Source organism: Microcystis sp. T1-4, from assembly GCF_000297435.1.
Classification (GTDB): Bacteria; Cyanobacteriota; Cyanobacteriia; order Cyanobacteriales; family Microcystaceae; genus Microcystis.
Genome location: NZ_CAIP01000088.1, coordinates 1 through 18,244, shown reverse-complemented (window position 1 = coordinate 18,244; position 18,244 = coordinate 1). Strand labels below are relative to the sequence as shown.

The window sequence follows — 18,244 nt, the reverse complement described above, 5'->3', positions numbered from 1 at the left end:
TTACAAGACCTGAAAAAAGATATAAAGGTCAACGCAGACACAGCAGTTTTTATGTGGGTCAACATCTCTATCATTGGCTCCAGCTACATCAAATGTTCCCAAAAAATATAGAAGAGCTAATGCAAATTAGCCGCTATCGGTTGAAGGATTACATCAAAGGACAAAGAGCGATATCGCTTGCCCTATCTACCTTCTAGCTCGCTTGTCCCCCTCCCAGCTCGCTGTGACAATTTCTCCTCGCTCAATTGAGACTTGTTCGTTGATAATTTCAACGATTCCTATTTCATCGATAATTCCGGCTACTAATCCCAGATGGTCTAGATTTTTGACTTCAATTTCTGTTGATTGATTCATGGTCGAACAGCCCACTGCCTAAGTTTTTCAACAATTCCTATTTTTTCATAATTATGGGTCTCAAGACCCCCCTAGCGGCCACCGAGAAAACCTTCACCAGCTAAGTATTTTTACTCAAGTCTCTGGAGGGGGACAGCTTATGTGACAGTTGAGGGTGCGGAATGTGGGTTTAAATCCCCCGCATAAGCGTGTCGCGTCCGGGGCGAGCGCTTGGCCGCAAGCAGTTGGGCTAATACGTCCGGGTTGTCGAGGGGGGCGATATCCTCGCGTCTGGTTAGATCGGTGGCTGACACGAATTTAGGGTTGCGATAATCCTGATTTCCGATAGCTGTCCCCTGAATCATCCCGCAGTTTTATATTTTCTTTAGAGATGGGCTGTCCTAAAACCTGCTCAGAGCGGCCAAAAGTCAGAAAATAGAAATAAAGGTGCGATTGGAGAACTTGAGCAGCGATCGCACACATAAGCCGCCATTGGAGAAAGATAAAGTTATGGCAGATAACTACAGAAGTCGCATTGTTACCCAAGGTACCCAACGCAGTCCGAATCGGGCCATGTTAAGAGCGGTAGGTTTTGGGGATGAGGACTTTAGCAAACCAATCATCGGCATCGCTAACGGATTTAGCACCATTACCCCCTGTAACATGGGAATTAATGATTTAGCAATGCGTGCCGAAGCAGCCACCAGATTAGCGGGGGGAATGCCGCAACTTTTCGGGACTATCACCATTAGTGACGGGATTTCCATGGGAACAGAAGGGATGAAATATTCTCTCGTTTCTAGGGAGGTAATCGCCGATTCCATTGAAACCGTCTGTAATGGTCAAAGTCTCGATGGAGTCCTCGCTATTGGGGGTTGTGACAAAAATATGCCGGGGGCAATGATTGCCATGGCCCGGATGAATATTCCCGCTATTTTCGTCTATGGTGGCACGATTAAACCGGGGCGCTACAAAGATTGCGATTTAACCGTAGTCAGTTCCTTTGAAGCCGTGGGACAGTACAGCGCCGGTAAAATCAGTGAAGAAGACCTCATCGGAATTGAACGCAACGCTTGTCCCGGGGCCGGTTCCTGTGGTGGAATGTTTACTGCTAATACCATGTCTTCCATTTTTGAAGCCATGGGGATGAGTTTACCCTATACCTCAACCATGGCCGCCGAAGATGCGGAAAAAGCCGATAGTACCGAAGAATCGGCCAAGGTTTTGGTCGAGGCGGTTAGAAAACAGATTCTCCCTAGCCAAATTTTGACCCGTAAAGCCTTTGAAAACGCCATTTCGGTAATTATGGCGGTGGGAGGTTCCACTAACGCTGTCCTGCACCTTTTAGCCATTTCCCGCACCATCGGGGTAGAATTATCGATCGATGATTTTGAAACCATCCGCCAGCGTGTACCAGTTATCTGCGATCTTAAACCCTCCGGGCGTTACGTTACCGTAGATCTGCATAAAGCCGGCGGTATTCCCCAAGTGATGAAAATTCTCCTGGTTAATGGTTTACTGCACGGGGATGCCCTTACCATTAGCGGTCAGACTATCGCCGAGATTTTAGCCGATATTCCCGACCAACCGCCCTCAGGCCAAGATGTTATCCGTCCTTTTAGCAATCCTGTCTATAAAGAGGGTCATTTAGCCATTTTAAAAGGAAATCTGGCCACGGAGGGGTCTGTGGCCAAAATCAGCGGCGTGAAAACTCCGGTCATCACCGGACCCGCGCGGGTGTTTGAGTCGGAAGAAACCTGTTTAGAGGCAATTTTAGCCGGAAAAATTAAAGCCGGGGATGTGGTGGTTGTCCGTTACGAGGGACCAGTAGGCGGACCGGGTATGCGGGAAATGTTAGCCCCCACTTCGGCAATTATCGGCGCCGGTTTAGGGGATTCCGTGGGATTAATTACCGATGGTCGTTTTTCCGGGGGAACCTATGGCATGGTGGTCGGTCACGTCGCTCCAGAAGCGGCGGTGGGTGGTACAATTGCCCTAGTCGAGGAGGGGGATCAAATCACTATTGATGCTCGTCAGCGTCTCTTGAGTTTAAATGTATCGGAGGAAGAATTAACCCGTCGTCGTAACCATTGGCAACCGCGCCCCCCACGCTATAAAACGGGAATTCTCGGCAAATTCGCCAAGTTAGTCTCCTCTAGCAGTCTCGGCGCTTTAACAGATCTGAATCTGTTCTAAAAGTATAACTAGGGTTTGCGGCAAAAAGCTTTTCCTGGGGGCAGGGTGTGGGGTGTGGGGTGTAGGGTGTGGGGTTTTATCGATTTTCAGGTGGTCAACTACCTAATTTTCAGGGAAAAAGCACCCACTGCTCACCCAACACTCCCACTGATAACTGATAACTGATAACTGATAAGACTGACGGCTCTAATTAGGGTTTGCGGCAAAAAGTAGGGGCGAAGCATTCGGATAGAAAATCTACGGTTTCACCGATAGGTTATTGCCCGAATGCTTCGCCCCTACAGGACGCGGGCCGATGAAGACACAAGGTTTTGAAGCATGATTCTCTCAAAATCTGGCACCTGTTTCGCTCGTAAAGCCACAAAACCCTTACCTTGCCTACATTTCACATTTATTCAGCCAGCCCTAATTAATGCTCATTCTTAATTCTCCTGACTCCTGACTCCTGCCTCCGTTAAAGATTAATAACTATGACCTATCTACTCACTGTCTATCGAGCGCTCGAATGCCGTCCAGATACCTATCGGGACTGGTATGACCAAGGCAATATTTTAAAAGAAAGAATGGACTATTTTGGAGCCTTAATCAGCTACGAAAAAGCCTTAGAATATTATCCAGATGATTATTGGGCATGGTACAAAAGGGGTATGATACTAGAAGACTTGGGAATGTATGAAGAAGCGGCTGAAAGTTATGCTAACGCCGCACAGGTAAAGGATGATAACTATTGGGCTTGGTACGATCAAGGTTGTGTTTATCTACAGGAATTAAAGGACTACGAAAAAGCGACCGCTTGTTTTCAACGGGCCCTAAGTCATAGTCCGGGGGACTATTGGGCAGCCTACCGGCAAGGGGAGGCCTATCGATTGCTGAAAAATTACGAACGCGCTATCACTTTTTATGACTTGGCCCTAGGGGCGCGACCCCGGGATTATTGGGCTTGGTATCGTCGCGGCGACGCTTTCCGGGATTGGGGCAATCCCCAAGAGGCTTTATTTAATTATCGTACCGCCCTCGATATCCGACCGCAAGATTACTGGTCCTGGTATCAACAGGGTGTGATCCTACAGGAATTACAGCGTTTACCAGAAGCGATCGCCTGTTATGAAGAATTGTTAAAAATCGATCAAGATGATCGCTATGCGTGGTATAATCTCGCCTGCTGTTATGCCGCCCTCGGTCAACAAGAAAAAGCGATCAACTGTTTACGGGAAGCTCTAGACATAGAACCGGATATATGTGGCGAATTAGCGCGTAATAACTTTGTTTTCGATGGTTTAAGGCAAAATGAAACCTTTAATGACCTCTTGAGTTGCTATTCCCCCAGCTAAAGTCTTTTTGCAGCACCTAGGGTTTGCTGAAAGGGTTTGTCCTGGGGTGTGTGGGATTTTAGGCATTTTCAGGGAAAAAGTGCCTAAAACTTCCCCCGGATTGCTCAAATGGCTGGCACTTTTTGACGACAAAAAAGCCTAAAGATATTAGCCAACAAGGTTTTTAGATTCATTTAGCCGGTTTGGATTAGCTACAATTGCAATTAGAGAAAAATTATTGAGAATCTTATGCGAGAACTAGACAGAGACAAAACCATCGAACAACTGAACGAAATCATGGAATTTGAACTAGCGGGAGTTGTCCGTTACACCCACTATTCCCTGATGGTGACAGGTCCCCATCGCATCCCCATCGTCCAATTTTTCCAGACTCAGGCCACGGAATCCCTCACCCACGCGCAACAAGTTGGGGAAATTCTCACCGGTTTAGAAGGTCATCCTAGCTTAAAAATTGCCCCAATCGAGGAAAGCTATGAACACAATATCAAAGCAATCTTGAGTGAGAGCCTCAATCATGAGAAAAAATCCCTTGATTTGTACAAAGCACTCCTAGAAACCGTCGAAGATGCCAGTATTTACCTAGAAGAATTCGCTCGCGGTATGATCGGACAAGAAGAATTACACAATCTGGAAATTCGCAAGATGCTGCGGGATTTTGCTTGAGCTAGGATCAAAGCTAGAGTTTATCCACTAGCTTATGAATCTTAGTTCCGCTTTACCCACTTTTATCATCACTCTCCGGGAAGGTTTCGAGGCCGCTTTAGTGGTGGGAATTGTCCTCGCTTGTTTACAAAAATCGGGTCGATCGCAACTTAACTCATGGGTGTATCGTGGTATTGGTGCGGGAGTGGTCGCTAGTGTTTTAGTCGGTATTTTGCTAGGGGGAATCCTTTTGCAAGTGGATGCCTCTCCTAGTCCATTCGTACCAATGCTCAAGGAATTACTGGCCGCCACTTTTGGACTGATTGCCGTTTTGATGTTGAGTTGGATGTTAATTTGGATGACTCAACAGGCCAAATCTTTGAAATCTGAGGTAGAAAGTGCGGTAAAAGCGGGTTTAAAAGCGAAAAATGGGGCAGGAAAAGCGATTTTTCTGCTCGTTTTTATCGCTGTCTTGCGGGAGGGATTTGAAACTGTCCTCTTTATCCTGGCCCAATTCCAAAAAGATTGGCAGATACAAACCTTCGGTGCGATAGCGGGGTTAAGTGTCGCAACCTTGTTGGGAACTCTCCTATTTGCAGGGGGAGTAAAAATTAATATCCGTCTCTTTTTCCAAATTATGGGGACTTTCCTCCTCTTAATCGTTGCGGGATTACTCATCGGTGTTTTGAAACATATCGACGCAGGAATCAGTCTTTTAAGTGAAATTGACCCTTTTTATCGCAATTTCTGTCCTTCTCTCCCCTCCTCCTGTCTTCTCGGTTTTCAAGTTTGGGACGGTTCCCAAATTTTGAGCGATCGCACTTTCCCCGGACTCCTCCTTAAATCTCTGTTTGGTTATCGTCAAAACCTCTATATCAGTCAAATTGTTGCTTATATCCTCTTTTTACTGCTTATCGGTGGCCTCTATTTCCAAAGCTTACGACAACGTCCTCAAACAGTAAACAGTGATCAGTAAACAGTAATCAGTAAACAGTGACCAGTAAACAGTAAACAGTAATCAGTAAACAGTGAAAAGATGGCAAGAAACTGCTATTTAATACTGCTCACTTAACACATACTGCTCACTTAAAACTCAAATCTGATAACTTACCCACTGATAACTTACCCACTGATAACTGATAACTGATAACTGATAACTGATAACTGATAACTGATAACTGATAACTGATAACTGATAACTGATAACTGATAACTGATTATGACTACTTGGCAATGTGACGGTATCCCTAAAGATGGTAAAACTTATCCGCAAGCGATTGCGGGAGGTCATGAACCCTGCGAAAATACTACTCCTGATTGTCCTATCTGTGGCCTACCTAGGGAAGCGATGGATCCCGTCACAACGACGGTTAAAACCACGGTGGTGGTCTCCCCGGGGGGTACAACTAAAGTCGGCCGAAAATCGAACTGGTTACTTCCCTTCGCTTTGATAATTACCGCTTTAACCGCAGGTTTAGGGGGTTGGAGTCTATTGCAAATGCTCATTCCCAAACCCGATACTTCCCAAGTTACACCAGAAGAAACCCCAGACAAGCAACCCAAGGCAACTTTTGTGAGTAATACGGCTAAAAATCCCGATTTATTTAGCCAAGGTGAGAAAATACTGCTTAATTCCACTCCTAACAAAGAAAAAGGCGCAGCGGCCTTTAAAAAGGAAGATTGGGCAAATGCGATCGCAGCTTACCAACTAGCAGCCACTCCCCAAGCAAACGATCCGGAGGGCAAAATCTATTACAATAACGCCAAAGCTAGACAAAAAGGTAATCAAAAGACTATAGCCGTTGTTGTCCCCATCGCTAACGACCCCAACAGCGCTAAGGAAATTCTCCGAGGTGTGGCCAGGTATCAAGAGGAGTTTAATAATTCTAATCCGGGTAATCCTTTGGAAATAGTTATCGCTAATGATGGCGGTGGGTTACAATCAAAAGCGATAGCCGATGATCTGATTCAATCCGGTCAAGTTTTGGCAGTTATGGGCCACGGAATCGATCCTTTTAGTCAAAAAGCGATTGAAAGTTACGAAAAAGAAGGATTAGCGATTCTTTCTCCCCTGACTACCAGTGTCAGTCAAACGGGAAATGCAACCCTGAAAACCATTCCCCTTAAGGATAAATCTCAGGAAGTTTTAGGCAGTTATCTGGAAGCAGTGGCCAAAACTTTGGCTAATTATGCTAGTCAGCAAGAGAATTCTCCGTCAGTGGTTCTGTTTTATAATTCCGATAGTCCCTATAGTCAAAAATTAAAGGATTCCTTTGCTAAAGCGATCAAAGAACCGGGAGGCAAGATAGTTAAGGCAATAGACACAACCAAAGCCAATTTTAACGCTAAAACCGCCATAGATCAGGCCAAACAAGCCGGCGCTAGGGTGGTATTTTTGGCCTTGAGTAAAGACGGCGATCGCATCGATCAAGCCGTGGCTATTGCCCAAGAATCGTCTGGAATGCTCTTATTAAGCGGAAATGAACTTTATACACCCGATATACTTATTCAAGGAGCGGATAGCATCGACGGATTAGTTCTAGCAGTACCTTGGAGTTTCCAAGCAACGGATCCTTTTGCCAAGGATGCGCTGAAAAGTTGGCGCGGTCGCGTCAGTTGGCGTACTGCTACCGCCTACGATAGCATGAAAGTATTAGGAGAAGCGATCGCTAAAAGTTCTGACCGTGCTACTGTAGTCGAAACTTTAAATCGAGGAATCACCTTGCAGGGAAGCACCACGGATTTTAATATTTTTAACCAAGTTCCCCTAGTACGCGCTAATCGCGGCAATGAGGGGCCAAAGGGTTCTCAATATCAGTTCGATCCTATCTAAAATAGACAATGTGATGTCGAGGAGTAGAATCAAGTCTAATTTTATGAACAATATCTTACCCATCCTAGCTTTGTTAATGTCGGTGTCGGGAATTGCCGTATCTTTGGGACGGGAGGAAGTCCGATGTCATCTCGGTTTAGAATCGGCAGCTTGTCCCCAGGAAGAACAAAAAACCAGGGAAGACACCCCCGCAACTACCCCTGCAACTACCCCAGAATCTCCCCGGATAGAAGAAACTCCCGCGGAAACTACCCGCAATAGCGAACCTTCCCCCGAAGTTTCCCCGTCTCCTGAAAGCGAAACCCCGGTGGAATTCACTCCCATCCCGGAAAAGAACCCCAGTCCAGAAGTACCCCCCGAAAATCCCCCCACCTCAGAAACCAAAGCGGTGGAAAAAACTCCAGATGCAGAAAAAAGTCCGGATGTCAATCCATCTAAAGATGGAGAAACTGAAAGTATTCCGTTAGAAGTTATTCCCCCCGCACAGTAAAATCGGACAAAATCAATTTCTAGTGGGGTAGGGTTGATTCATGAATCAACCCTACAGACTCCGGACAGTAAAATCGGACAAAATCAATTTCTGGCTGAGGATAGGCACTCATGCAAGAAGTAGTTATACTAAATCTGGTTATTAAAGACTGATTATTTATTCCCCTTTTTGCATGAGTGCATGAGTAGAAAACGGGTTTCTCGGAGAAACCCGTTTTCTGTGCGTTACTCAATTGTATCTAGCTTCTTTCGGCACACCCTAACTATTGGATTAACGTTTCTTGCGAAGTCCCATTAATCCGAGTCCTGTAAAGGCCAGTCGATTTTTTTGAGAAAATTGAAGTATATTAAGTTTTATTAAGAACAATGAAACTGCAACGGTTATCGGTGATTCAAAAGTATTATAATTGTCTTTGTTATCCTGGATCAATAGTTTCTGCTTGTCAATAATTATGAATAGTTATCAAACCCATAATGCTTGTAGGGGCGAAGCATTCGGGCAATAACCTATCGCTGAAACCGTAAATTTACTATCCGAATGCTTCGCCCCTACCCTAAATTTTTTCTTGTTTTTCTCTTGTTCCAAGGCTCTGCCTTGGAACAGAATATTTAAGGCTCTGCCTTAAAGTAATATTCAGAGAGAACCCTTGATTCAGTGAACAGTTATTAGTTCAGGTAGAACCTGGGAACGAGATATAAAAATCAAAAGTATTATAATTGTATTTGTTGTCCTAAGTGGGTGGGTGGAATTAAATATAAAATGAACGTAGGTTGGGTTGAAGCATGAAACCCAACGCCCGATTATGTTACGCTACCGCTAACCCATCCTACAAATAATTGTGCCTACCTACTTAAATTAATAGTTTTTGCTTGTCAATAATTATGAATAGTTATCAAACCTATTTAATCATCGATCATTCTCAGAAGATTATCCTCTCTAACTTACCCTTTAAAGCAGGAACAAAGTTAGCCATTAACATTCAAGTAGTTGAGGATGAAAAGACAGAAGCCGATTTTGAAGCCTTATTAGATAAAACTAAGGGAATCTGGACTAAAGGAGATGGCTTAGAATATCAGCAAAAAATTCGGGAGGAGTGGATATGAAACGATTAATAGACTCCTGTATTTTAATCGACCATTTTAATGGTATTACCCAAGCTACAGTTTATCTAAAAGCTCACTTCTGTCATTACTAAAGCCGAAGTTCTCATTGGTTTTGATGATGATAATTCCTTTGACAAAGCAGGAGAGTTGTTAAGCCATTTTTCCCTGATAGATTTAGATATAAACATCACTGATTTAGTCATTCAAATCCGTCGTGAACAAATCAAAAAAAAGGCAACCAAACAGCCTAACAAAAAGGTTATTCAATGGAAATTGCCCGATGCCATTCAAGCAGCGATCGCCCTTTACTATAATCTCAAATTAGTCACTCGTAATACCCAAGATTTTGATCTCAATCAACATCCATTTATTGAGATTCCCTATACCATCTAACAATAAAACTGAAACAGTTATCGGTGATTCAAAAGTATTATAATTGTATTTGTTATCCTAAATCAATAGTTTTTGCGTGTCAGAACGTAGGTTGGGTTGAGACATGAAACCCAACGCCCGCATGGGTTACGCTACCGCTAACCCATCCTACAAATAATTGTGCCTCCCTACTTATCCTAAATCAATAGTTTTTGCGTGTCAGTGATTACGAATAGTTAGGGTTTGCTGAAAAAGTACGGGCGACGATCCCTAAAACCCTTACCTTGCCTACATTTCACATTTATTCAGCAAGCGCTATTTACTTTTAGTCAAAATTAATTAACTTCTAACCCCGGAATGCTTAACTGTTCGGTTTTTGGCTGTGTTTCCCCCAGATAATCCCCCTGCAACATATTAATTAAACAGCCACCAAGATGATAGGCCATATTCACGGGAACCGCATTACCAATCTGTCGATATTGAGAGGTTAAATTACCGGTAAATTGCCAATCATCGGGAAAGGACTGCACTCGTGCATATTCTCTCACAGTCAAAGGGCGAGTTTCTTGGGGATGACATCTTTCTGTTTGGGTTTGTGCCGGACTACAGGTAATAGTTAAAGCCGGTTCATCCCAGGATAATCTTTTAGCATATCCTGTCCGTCCGCCGTGATTTTTGAGACTATTTTTCATATATTCTTTTTGAATATCCATCGGCAAATTCCGCCAATTTCCTCCTGGGGGAACTAAGGACATAATCTCTTTTTTTCTTTCTTTATATTCTACTCCTGGAGAACTTGGACAATTCTCTAGAGCTTTTTTCAGAGAAATAGTATAGTTTCTATATTGGGGAAAAATGGGTTTAATATTTAGGTCTTGACGGGTGGCAATAATAATTAATCTTTCTCTTTTTTGGGGAACATCAAGAAATTGGGCTGATAAAACTTGATAAGCAGCATAATAACCGATTTCCTGTAAAGCTTGCAGCATTAATTGGAGGGTTTCTCCTTTTTTATTGCTTAATAATCCTCGAACATTTTCGGCTATAGCGATTTTAGGTTGCACTTCCTGTAAACAACGAGCAAATTCAAAAAATAGGCTTCCTCTCAAATCTTCTAATCCTTTTCCTAACCCAGCATAACTAAAAGGTTGGCAGGGAAAACCTCCAGCTACAATATCTATTTTGTCTCTAAAATCAGAAAATTTAATCTTTTTTATGTCTTGATTTATAACATTCCATTGCGGTCGATTGAGTCTTAAAGTATTAACACAATCTTGGTTAATTTCCACCAGTAATTGGGTTTTTAGTCCCGCATTTTCTAAACCTAAAGCCATACCACCACAGCCAGCAAATAATTCAATAACCGTGTAATTAGTTGGCTCAACAGTTTGTAAAATTCTCAATTCTCCGGGGGATTGGTTATTTTTAAGATTGGTTAATTGCTCGAGATCAAATAACCAATCAACTTGATTGATTTTCTGACCTTTGATTAATTTTTTCTTTTGCCATGTTAGTATTTCTGCGGTAGTTACACCGAGAATATTAGCGGCTTTTTGTAGATTTACCTGAGTCATAACCAATAATTAGCAACTTATCTACCTCTCTATTATACATCAAAGTAGCTAAACTTGATGTCGAGAAAATTTCTAGAAATATCCTTGATATAAAACATTTTCCAGTGATGGATTTGTATTATCAATATGAGTTTGTATTTTATCGATCATCCTTTGAAACACATCGGGATAATATTGAGAAGCATCCAAAAAATCTACATATTCCTGTCTGTGCAGCTGTCTTGCTTTTGAGGAGCGATACTCTTGTCGAAGATTAGCGGTCATACGCTTAGTTTTTCGTATAATTAACACATCATCAATTTGAGTAGAAATTATTGAAACTGGTGTCATATCAAGAAATTCGCAAATCAAAAAATATAAAGAGTTAGGAACGGCAATTTTTAAATCTCTACTTGTGGCTACAGCTTCCTGAAACATAGTTTTATCTAAATTGGTTTTGCACTCTGCACAAACATAGCCAAGATGAGACTCAATCAATTCATAATTTTGAAATTCTGGGTCAAAAGATGACTTTATATATAACTTTTTACCCAGCATAAAATCCTGATTTTTGCTTCTAATATTTGCTTGACCACCTTGACCAATATTGCCGAGAGAGGATAGGAAACTTAGTCCAGAGAAGGTATTTCGTGGACCCAATTCAAAAGAGTTATCTATTCCTTGTAAACTACGGAAAATCAGCTGCGGTAAAAATTCTTCTAATATAGTATTATCTAATTTTAACTGTCCCTTCTGTCTATACAAAAAGTTATCTGAACTATCAAAAATCAAGTCAAGTTCAATAAAACGCTTATATCGGTTAGTAGCTGACACTAGCTTTTCTACTGCATCTGCTTGACTAGAATTAATCGATTCTAACTCGATAATCCACTGGCGATATTTTATAATAGCTTCTTCTAAACGTTCCCGATCAGCTTCTGGCAACCGAGGATTGTTAAGACAGGCAGTTAGTTTCGTGTAGTGAGGACGGGAAAATTCGTTCATGTATTTTTGTTGATGTTCAAAGGTCAATATATAATCTCTTATCTAAAATTGGTGTTTTTTGAATATTATTGACTTTGGCAATTGCTGATTCTAAACATAGCTGGTTTTCTGAAGATACAAACAGCCTACTGCTTTCCAATACCTCGAATGCTACCTCTCTAGAAATTTGTTCTATTACCTCTTGGCTAACTTGATTATTTAAGTTAATAAAATTAATTATATCCTCTATAATAACTTTACCAAATTTATTCTTAAATTTTCTTTTTTGTCTTAATACTTTCTGAAATAGTTTGGCTTTGATACCTATTTTTTCAATAATATCAGCATTATAAAAAGGTACGCCAAGAACGTTAGATTCTTGTCCTACAATTAAAACAATTCTTGCTTGCTGCTTGCTGACTCTTGCCAGTTCCTTTAAAATGTCACCCATATCTAAACAGTATTGTACTACAGTGTAGAAACGATTACTCCTATTTGCTCTATTAGAGCCAATTTCTGACTTGGCTATCTTGAGTAAATCCCATCCTAATATTTCAGCAGATTGACGATAATTTTGATGGTAATTAAAAACATTTATATAGGGTGGAGAAGTCACAACAAAATCTATCTGATTATTTTTTAGTGGTAGAGAACGAGCATCAGATAATCCAACCCTGATCGGCTTTTGAGAGTAAGGTAGCTTAGTAATTATATTGCTAAGATGTAAAAATTTTTTCTGAATAAATTCCTGAGTAATTTTATTGTTACACACATCAAGAATGATTACCAAAGCATCAAATAAAACCTTTGACCGATCCGGTAGCATATTCCTAGTATTTTGCAATTTATCTACTAAATTTTCTACTTGGTCACTGACTTCAAAAATTCTCAAAGGAAATTCTTGATCGAGGATATTTCTCAGGTTTTTAAGAACTTCTTTTTTTTGAGAATCATTGATAAATTCATAGGTACGACTCATGATATAAGCAGCGGGATTAATCTCAAATCCATAAGCTTCTAGGGATAAATAACTTGCCTCTAGCAAAACAGTTCCGCTACCCACAAAAGGATCGAGGATGACCGAATTAGATGGGCAATAGAAACTTAAAATAGTCTCTATCAGTTGGGGTGAAAACTGACCTCGCCAAACAAATAAATTGGCTCTAGTTTTCTCAATAATGTCAAGTTTTTCTTGGGGTATAGGTTGATCAAAATCTGGCAACTTTCAATCTCCCTCTCTTGCTAAGAACAAAATTAAAGTTCTACTTTATCTGGAGAACAAACACTATAAAATGTCGGGGCTGAACAAAGTTCAACCCCTCAATATTTTCCTACTTGCGACCCGGAACTGTATATTTAAAATTCATCGGGCCGGTATAACCAGAAACCTCCGCTAATTTCTCTAATCTTTGGGTTCCCGAATATTCTTGACCCTTAATAATCCAAGTGGGGAAACCTTTAATTCCGGCATCGCGACAAGCTTGGGGATTACCATTAACCCCTTGGGGATCGCATTCGATATAAACCCCTTCTTTTTTGAGGATTTCTCCCGCTTCCTTACCAAATAACTGTTTTTGATCGTAACAGTGGGGACACCAAAAAGCCCCGTATTCTTTCGCACCAATTGCTTTTAAATGTTTAGCCAGGGCGATTTCTGCTTTTCCCGAAACCGTGGTTACTTCCCAACCGTAGGGAGGTTTAGCCGCTGTCATTGGCCGGGTAATTTCTTCTTTTCCTCCTGCCACCGTGGGGGAATTTACTCCTGCGTAAACCGCTAAAGTTCCCACAAAAGTAATCATTGCCACTACAACCATCGGCAGTATAATTTGTCCTAAACCTTCCCATTCGCGACCGACAATTGTGAGAATTAATAAGGTTAAAGCGAACAAAGCGGAAGTGATGCAGTAGGGACACAATTCCTTTAATTCCGTGGCTAGAACATACATTAAATAACCACTAAATACCGCCATCGCCGTCGCCCCCGCTAACAGCAATAACCAAGTATTATTTTCTAAACTTTTGCGGAGATTTTTCTGAGTTTCCCCATTGATAAATAGAGGACTGAGGGCAAAAACCGCCATGGCAATATAGGCCAAAAAACCGAACAAACTCAAGGGCAGCCCGAAAACCGTAGCGTAGGGACTATTAAGAACACCACTACAACCAGCCCCATCACTAGCCCCGGCGGTACAGGCCGCAGCCCCTCCCGTCAGTTTGGTAATGGTTAAATAGCCAGTCAGAATCGCCCCCACGATCGAAACGCCCCCAATTAGGGGCCGAGAGTAGCGATGAATCCAAGGTACAGAACGACGACGCATAATATTATTTAGATTAAATTACAGCAGAATTCAGGAGTCAGGAGGTAAATCGAAATGTACTTTGTCGAAAGGAAAAATTCCCTAACCATATTGTGTTAATTAGGACGTTTTCAATTCCTAAAAACTTAGGCTCGCTGACGACCGATAACTATCCGCCATTCTAGCAAGGGGTTATGTGGACAGAGGCAAAGAAGGGAGAGAATTATTAATTTTTGCCTTTTGATCGTTGATCTGCCGGGCCGTTTCCACAAATTGCGACACCCGGATCGGATCCACCGGTTCAGTAATTTTGCCATGACGCTTGAGGGAACTAGCCACGATCACCCCATCGGCAGCCGGCAGCAACTGCCCGATATTGTCCAAATCAGCCCCGCTGCCGATAAAAACCGGTGTTCCCTTGGCCGCTGCCACTGCTAGTTCCAAATCCTCAAAACTAGGGGGGCTACCAGTGGCCCAACCAGAGAGGATCACCCCGTCTGCCAGTCCCCGTTCGATCGTATCTTGCACTGCCGTAGTTAGATTAGGAGTTCCCAAGGGGCGGGCGTGTTTAACCAAAACATCCGCTAAAATTTTGACCTCAGACCCCAATTCGCGCCGATAACGCAGGAGTTCGTGGGCCTGACCCTCAATAATGCCCTGATCAGTGGCCATAACCCCCGTTAGCACATTAACCCGAATAAATTGGGCATTGACACAGGTAGCGATCGCTAAGGCACTATGGGCATCATTGCGGAGAACATTAAGACCAATCGGTAAGACCACCAGATTTTTAATGCGATCAACAATTAACGTCATGGCACTAACCACGGCGGGATCCACCTGTTGCTTAGTAAAGGGGGCATCAAAAAAATTCTCGATAATCAAACCATCAACACCACCGGCAGCCAAAGCCGTCGCCTCCTGTTCAGCCCGCTCGATCACCGTCTTGAGACTGCCACCCCAACGGGGGGAAGTGGGCAGGGGGGCGAGATGAACCACGCCAATAATCGGGTTTTTTGTCTTGAAAGTTGCAATTAAGTTCACAGCGTCTACTACTCTTAGCGTCCCAAACCATGCGCCGCTCACCCATTTTAACAGGGTGAAGGCCTACCCACGGTTCCACGGGGGGGAAATTATTTTAACTGCTAATGATTTTATCAATTCCGGAATCCGTTAAAATGTCTTAACATTAGAGAAGTTTAAGATTTGGTTGATACTCGATCGCATGGGCAATAAGCCAACCATCGCTATCTCACACCTGGGCTGTGAGAAAAACCGGATCGACTCCGAGCATATGTTAGGACTGCTGGCCAAGGCCGGCTATCCCGTAGATAATGACGAGGAGTTGGCCGATTACGTTATCGTTAATACCTGTAGTTTCATTCAAGCAGCTAGAGAAGAATCCGTTCGCACCCTCGTGGAACTGGCGGAAGCTAATAAAAAAATTATTATCTCCGGCTGTATGGCCCAACATTTCCAAGATGAACTGCTGACGGAATTGCCGGAAGCCGTGGCCATTGTCGGTACAGGGGATTATCAGAAAATCGTCGAGATCGTCGAACGGGTAGAGACGGGAGAACGAGTCAAAGAAGTCAGCACCGATCCCACTTTTATCGCCGATGAAAATCTGCCCCGTTATCGCACCACTACCGAAGGAGTCGCCTATCTGCGGGTGGCCGAAGGCTGCGATTATCGCTGTGCTTTCTGTATTATTCCCCACCTGCGCGGCGATCAAAGATCCCGTTCGATCGAGTCGATTGTGGCCGAAGCGCGACAATTGGCCAGCCAAGGAGTCCAAGAATTAATTCTCATTTCGCAAATAACAACCAATTATGGGTTAGACTTATATGGCGAACCCAAATTAGCGGAACTCTTGCGAGCGCTGGGAGAAGTCGATATACCTTGGATTCGCGTTCACTACGCTTACCCGACCGGGTTAACGCCAAAGGTTATCGAGGCGATCCGAGAGACCCCGAATGTTTTACCCTATCTAGACTTGCCGCTACAACATTCCCATCCCGACATCCTGCGGGCGATGAACCGTCCCTGGCAAGGACGAGTCAACGATGGCATTATCGAGCGGATCAAGCAAGCTATCCCGAACGCGGTTTTACGAACGACTTTTATCGTCGGTTTCCCCGGAGAAACCGAGGAACATTTCAGCCATCTGCTGGAATTTGTCAAGCGTCATGAGTTCGATCACGTCGGGGTGTTTACCTTCTCCGCCGAAGAAGGTACAGCCGCTTTTGACCTGCCCAATCCAGTGCCACAGGCAATTATGGAAGAACGCCGCGAAAGGTTGATGTTAACTCAGCAACCGATCTCGGAACGCAAAAATCAAGCTTATATCGGTCACACTGTCGATGTTCTCATCGAACAGGAAAACCCGGAAACAGGAGAATTAATCGGGCGTTCCGCTCGTTTTTCCCCGGAAGTGGATGGCTTGGTTTATGTGACAGGGGAGGCGATTCTAGGTGCGATCGTGCAGGTCCGAATCACTTCGGCCGATACCTACGATCTCTACGGCGAAATAGTCTAATTTTTCCATTTTTCTAATTTAATTCCCACAAAACAATCCCTATGACCACTGGTTTCAACAATTTAGGTTTATCCGATAGCCGTCTTCAACACCTAGAAACGCTTGGATTCACCACCCCCACCGAAATTCAAACCAAAGCCATCCCTCTCCTTCTAGAAGGGCATGACATGGTAGGAATGTCGCAAACGGGAACCGGCAAAACCGCCGCCTATTCCCTGCCTTTACTGGAACGCATGGACACCAAAAATCCTAACGTTCAAGCTTTAATCCTCACTCCCACCCGGGAATTAGCCCAACAGGTGGCCAGCGCCATCAAGGATTTCTCTGATGACCGTCGTCTCTTTATCCTGACAGTCTGTGGTGGTCAATCCATGGAACGTCAGATCCGCAGTCTGGAAAAAGGTGTCCAGATTGTGGTTGGGACTCCGGGCCGGGTAATCGATCTGCTCGATCGCAAAAAACTCCATCTAGAATCCCTAAACTGGGTAGTCCTCGATGAAGCGGACGAAATGCTCAGTATGGGTTTTATCGATGATGTTAAGAAAATTCTGCAAGCATCCCCCTCCACCCGTCAAACCGCCTGTTTCTCGGCAACTATGCCCCGGGAAATCCGCGATTTAATCGCTAATTTCTTGAAATCTCCCGTTTCTGTGACGGTTTCTCAACCCCAGGCCGCTCCTGCTAAGATCGAGCAGAAAATTTATCTGATCCCTCGCGGTTGGACGAAATTAAAAGTCCTGCAACCCCTGTTAGAGATCGAACCCCTAGAATCGGCGATTATTTTCGTCCGCACCAAGCAAACCGCGGCCGAATTAACCAGCAAACTGCAAGAAGCGGGGCAAACGGTGGATGAATACCACGGTAACTTAAGCCAAGTGCAACGGGAACGACTGGTGCAACGTTTCCGCGAGGGCAAAATTAAATTAGTGGTAGCCACAGATATCGCGGCCCGCGGTCTAGATGTGGAAAATCTCAGCCACGTTATTAACTATGATCTGCCAGATAATGCCGAAACCTATATTCACCGCATTGGCCGCACCGGCCGCGCTGGTAAAACAGGAACTGCTATATCCTTAGTAGAACCGATCGATCGGCGTTTATTACGTCAGATTGAACAGCGTCTGCGTCAACGTCTGGAATCTAGTCCCATTCCTAGTCGGACCGAAGTAGAAGCAAAACGCCTGGCCAAGCTGCAAAATCAGCTAAAAGAGGCTTTATCGGGGGAACGGATGGCTTCTTTCTTGCCTTTAGTGCGGGATTTAAGTGAAGAATACGATCCCCAAGCGATCGCGGCTGCTGCCCTGCAAATGATCTACGATCAAAATTGTCCCCAGTGGATGAAAACCGATTGGGAAGTTCCCGCAGCGGCCAGCAGTAAACCTGTGATTAATAAAACTCCCCGCAGTGGTGGTAATAAGTATCCCTCTAAGTCGAATAACCGTCCTTCCCTGGACAAAAAAATCGTCTTTCAAGAACGTTAATTTTTAGTTCTTGAATAGATAATTTTAAGAGTTGATAGACCGTTTTGGTTCTATCAACTTTTTTTATGTTTATAATAGCTTATTAACCCA

General features: G+C 43.5%; 17 protein-coding genes and 1 pseudogene. 11 read left to right on the top strand and 7 right to left on the bottom strand.

The features are described from left to right. Positions 1-197 (top strand): transposase (locus tag MICAI_RS26840; protein ID WP_071988997.1); only part of this gene is annotated, 197 nt, incomplete at its 5' end. Between the two features lie 22 nt (positions 198-219). On the opposite strand, the pseudogene MICAI_RS04765 reads toward MICAI_RS26840, so the two are convergent. Beyond that, positions 220-354: pseudogene (locus tag MICAI_RS04765) on the bottom strand (DUF4277 domain-containing protein); the annotation flags it as partial. A 137-nt stretch (positions 355-491) separates the two neighbouring features. After that, positions 492-647: a hypothetical protein gene (locus tag MICAI_RS26275; protein ID WP_172456668.1), complete on the bottom strand. Its 156-nt coding sequence runs from the start codon at positions 645-647 to the stop codon at positions 492-494. Between the two features lie 196 nt (positions 648-843). On the opposite strand from MICAI_RS26275, the gene ilvD reads away from it, so the two are divergent. The 8 genes from ilvD (at position 844) to MICAI_RS04720 (ending at position 9,321) form a co-directional block, all read left to right on the top strand. After that, positions 844-2,529, top strand: coding sequence for a dihydroxy-acid dehydratase (ilvD, locus tag MICAI_RS04755; RefSeq protein ID WP_008198555.1), 1,686 nt, complete (start codon positions 844-846; stop codon positions 2,527-2,529). Between the two features lie 470 nt (positions 2,530-2,999). Further along, positions 3,000-3,860 carry a tetratricopeptide repeat protein gene (locus MICAI_RS04750; protein WP_008198553.1) on the top strand — a complete coding sequence of 287 codons (861 nt, stop codon included), beginning with the start codon at positions 3,000-3,002 and terminating at the stop codon, positions 3,858-3,860. Positions 3,861-4,088: 228 nt separating this feature from the next. Then, positions 4,089-4,523 carry a ferritin-like domain-containing protein gene (locus tag MICAI_RS04745; RefSeq protein WP_002731529.1) on the top strand — a complete coding sequence of 145 codons (435 nt, stop codon included), beginning with the start codon at positions 4,089-4,091 and terminating at the stop codon, positions 4,521-4,523. Between the two features lie 34 nt (positions 4,524-4,557). Further along, complete coding sequence (locus tag MICAI_RS04740) at positions 4,558-5,478, top strand: FTR1 family iron permease (RefSeq protein WP_008198540.1); 921 nt, start codon at positions 4,558-4,560, stop codon at positions 5,476-5,478. Positions 5,479-5,721: 243 nt separating this feature from the next. Then, positions 5,722-7,335 carry an ABC transporter substrate-binding protein gene (locus tag MICAI_RS04735; protein ID WP_008198539.1) on the top strand — a complete coding sequence of 538 codons (1,614 nt, stop codon included), beginning with the start codon at positions 5,722-5,724 and terminating at the stop codon, positions 7,333-7,335. Between the two features lie 43 nt (positions 7,336-7,378). Beyond that, positions 7,379-7,825: a hypothetical protein gene (locus MICAI_RS04730; protein WP_008198536.1), complete on the top strand. Its 447-nt coding sequence runs from the start codon at positions 7,379-7,381 to the stop codon at positions 7,823-7,825. Between the two features lie 881 nt (positions 7,826-8,706). Continuing rightward, on the top strand, positions 8,707-8,928 hold the full coding sequence (locus MICAI_RS04725) for a hypothetical protein (protein WP_008198534.1): 222 nt from the start codon (positions 8,707-8,709) through the stop codon (positions 8,926-8,928). An 84-nt stretch (positions 8,929-9,012) separates the two neighbouring features. Then, entirely contained in the window at positions 9,013-9,321 is a 309-nt protein-coding gene (locus tag MICAI_RS04720; protein ID WP_369751897.1) for a PIN domain-containing protein, read from the top strand. A gap of 314 nt (positions 9,322-9,635) precedes the next feature. Here the strand turns inward: MICAI_RS04720 and MICAI_RS04715 are convergent, their stop codons facing one another. The 5 genes from MICAI_RS04715 to btpA form a co-directional block, all read right to left on the bottom strand. Next, a complete protein-coding gene (locus tag MICAI_RS04715) occupies positions 9,636-10,874 on the bottom strand; it encodes a DNA cytosine methyltransferase (RefSeq protein WP_008198530.1) in 1,239 nt (412 codons plus the stop codon). Between the two features lie 72 nt (positions 10,875-10,946). Continuing rightward, on the bottom strand, positions 10,947-11,798 hold the full coding sequence (locus tag MICAI_RS04710; RefSeq protein WP_232306130.1) for a Bpu10I family restriction endonuclease: 852 nt from the start codon (positions 11,796-11,798) through the stop codon (positions 10,947-10,949). Positions 11,799-11,874: 76 nt separating this feature from the next. Further along, positions 11,875-13,059 (bottom strand): DNA methyltransferase, encoded by a 1,185-nt coding sequence (locus MICAI_RS04705; RefSeq protein ID WP_008198527.1) that lies wholly within the window; start codon positions 13,057-13,059, stop codon positions 11,875-11,877. Between the two features lie 109 nt (positions 13,060-13,168). Next, positions 13,169-14,155 carry a vitamin K epoxide reductase family protein gene (locus tag MICAI_RS04700; protein ID WP_008198525.1) on the bottom strand — a complete coding sequence of 329 codons (987 nt, stop codon included), beginning with the start codon at positions 14,153-14,155 and terminating at the stop codon, positions 13,169-13,171. A 171-nt stretch (positions 14,156-14,326) separates the two neighbouring features. Further along, complete coding sequence (gene btpA / locus MICAI_RS04695) at positions 14,327-15,178, bottom strand: photosystem I biogenesis protein BtpA (RefSeq protein WP_008198523.1); 852 nt, start codon at positions 15,176-15,178, stop codon at positions 14,327-14,329. A gap of 181 nt (positions 15,179-15,359) precedes the next feature. Here btpA and rimO point away from each other — a divergent pair, with 181 nt between their 5' ends. After that, complete coding sequence (rimO, locus tag MICAI_RS04690; RefSeq protein WP_008198521.1) at positions 15,360-16,673, top strand: 30S ribosomal protein S12 methylthiotransferase RimO; 1,314 nt, start codon at positions 15,360-15,362, stop codon at positions 16,671-16,673. 41 nt (positions 16,674-16,714) lie between these two features. Next, positions 16,715-18,154 (top strand): DEAD/DEAH box helicase, encoded by a 1,440-nt coding sequence (locus tag MICAI_RS04685; RefSeq protein WP_008198520.1) that lies wholly within the window; start codon positions 16,715-16,717, stop codon positions 18,152-18,154. Positions 18,155-18,244 lie beyond the last annotated feature (90 nt).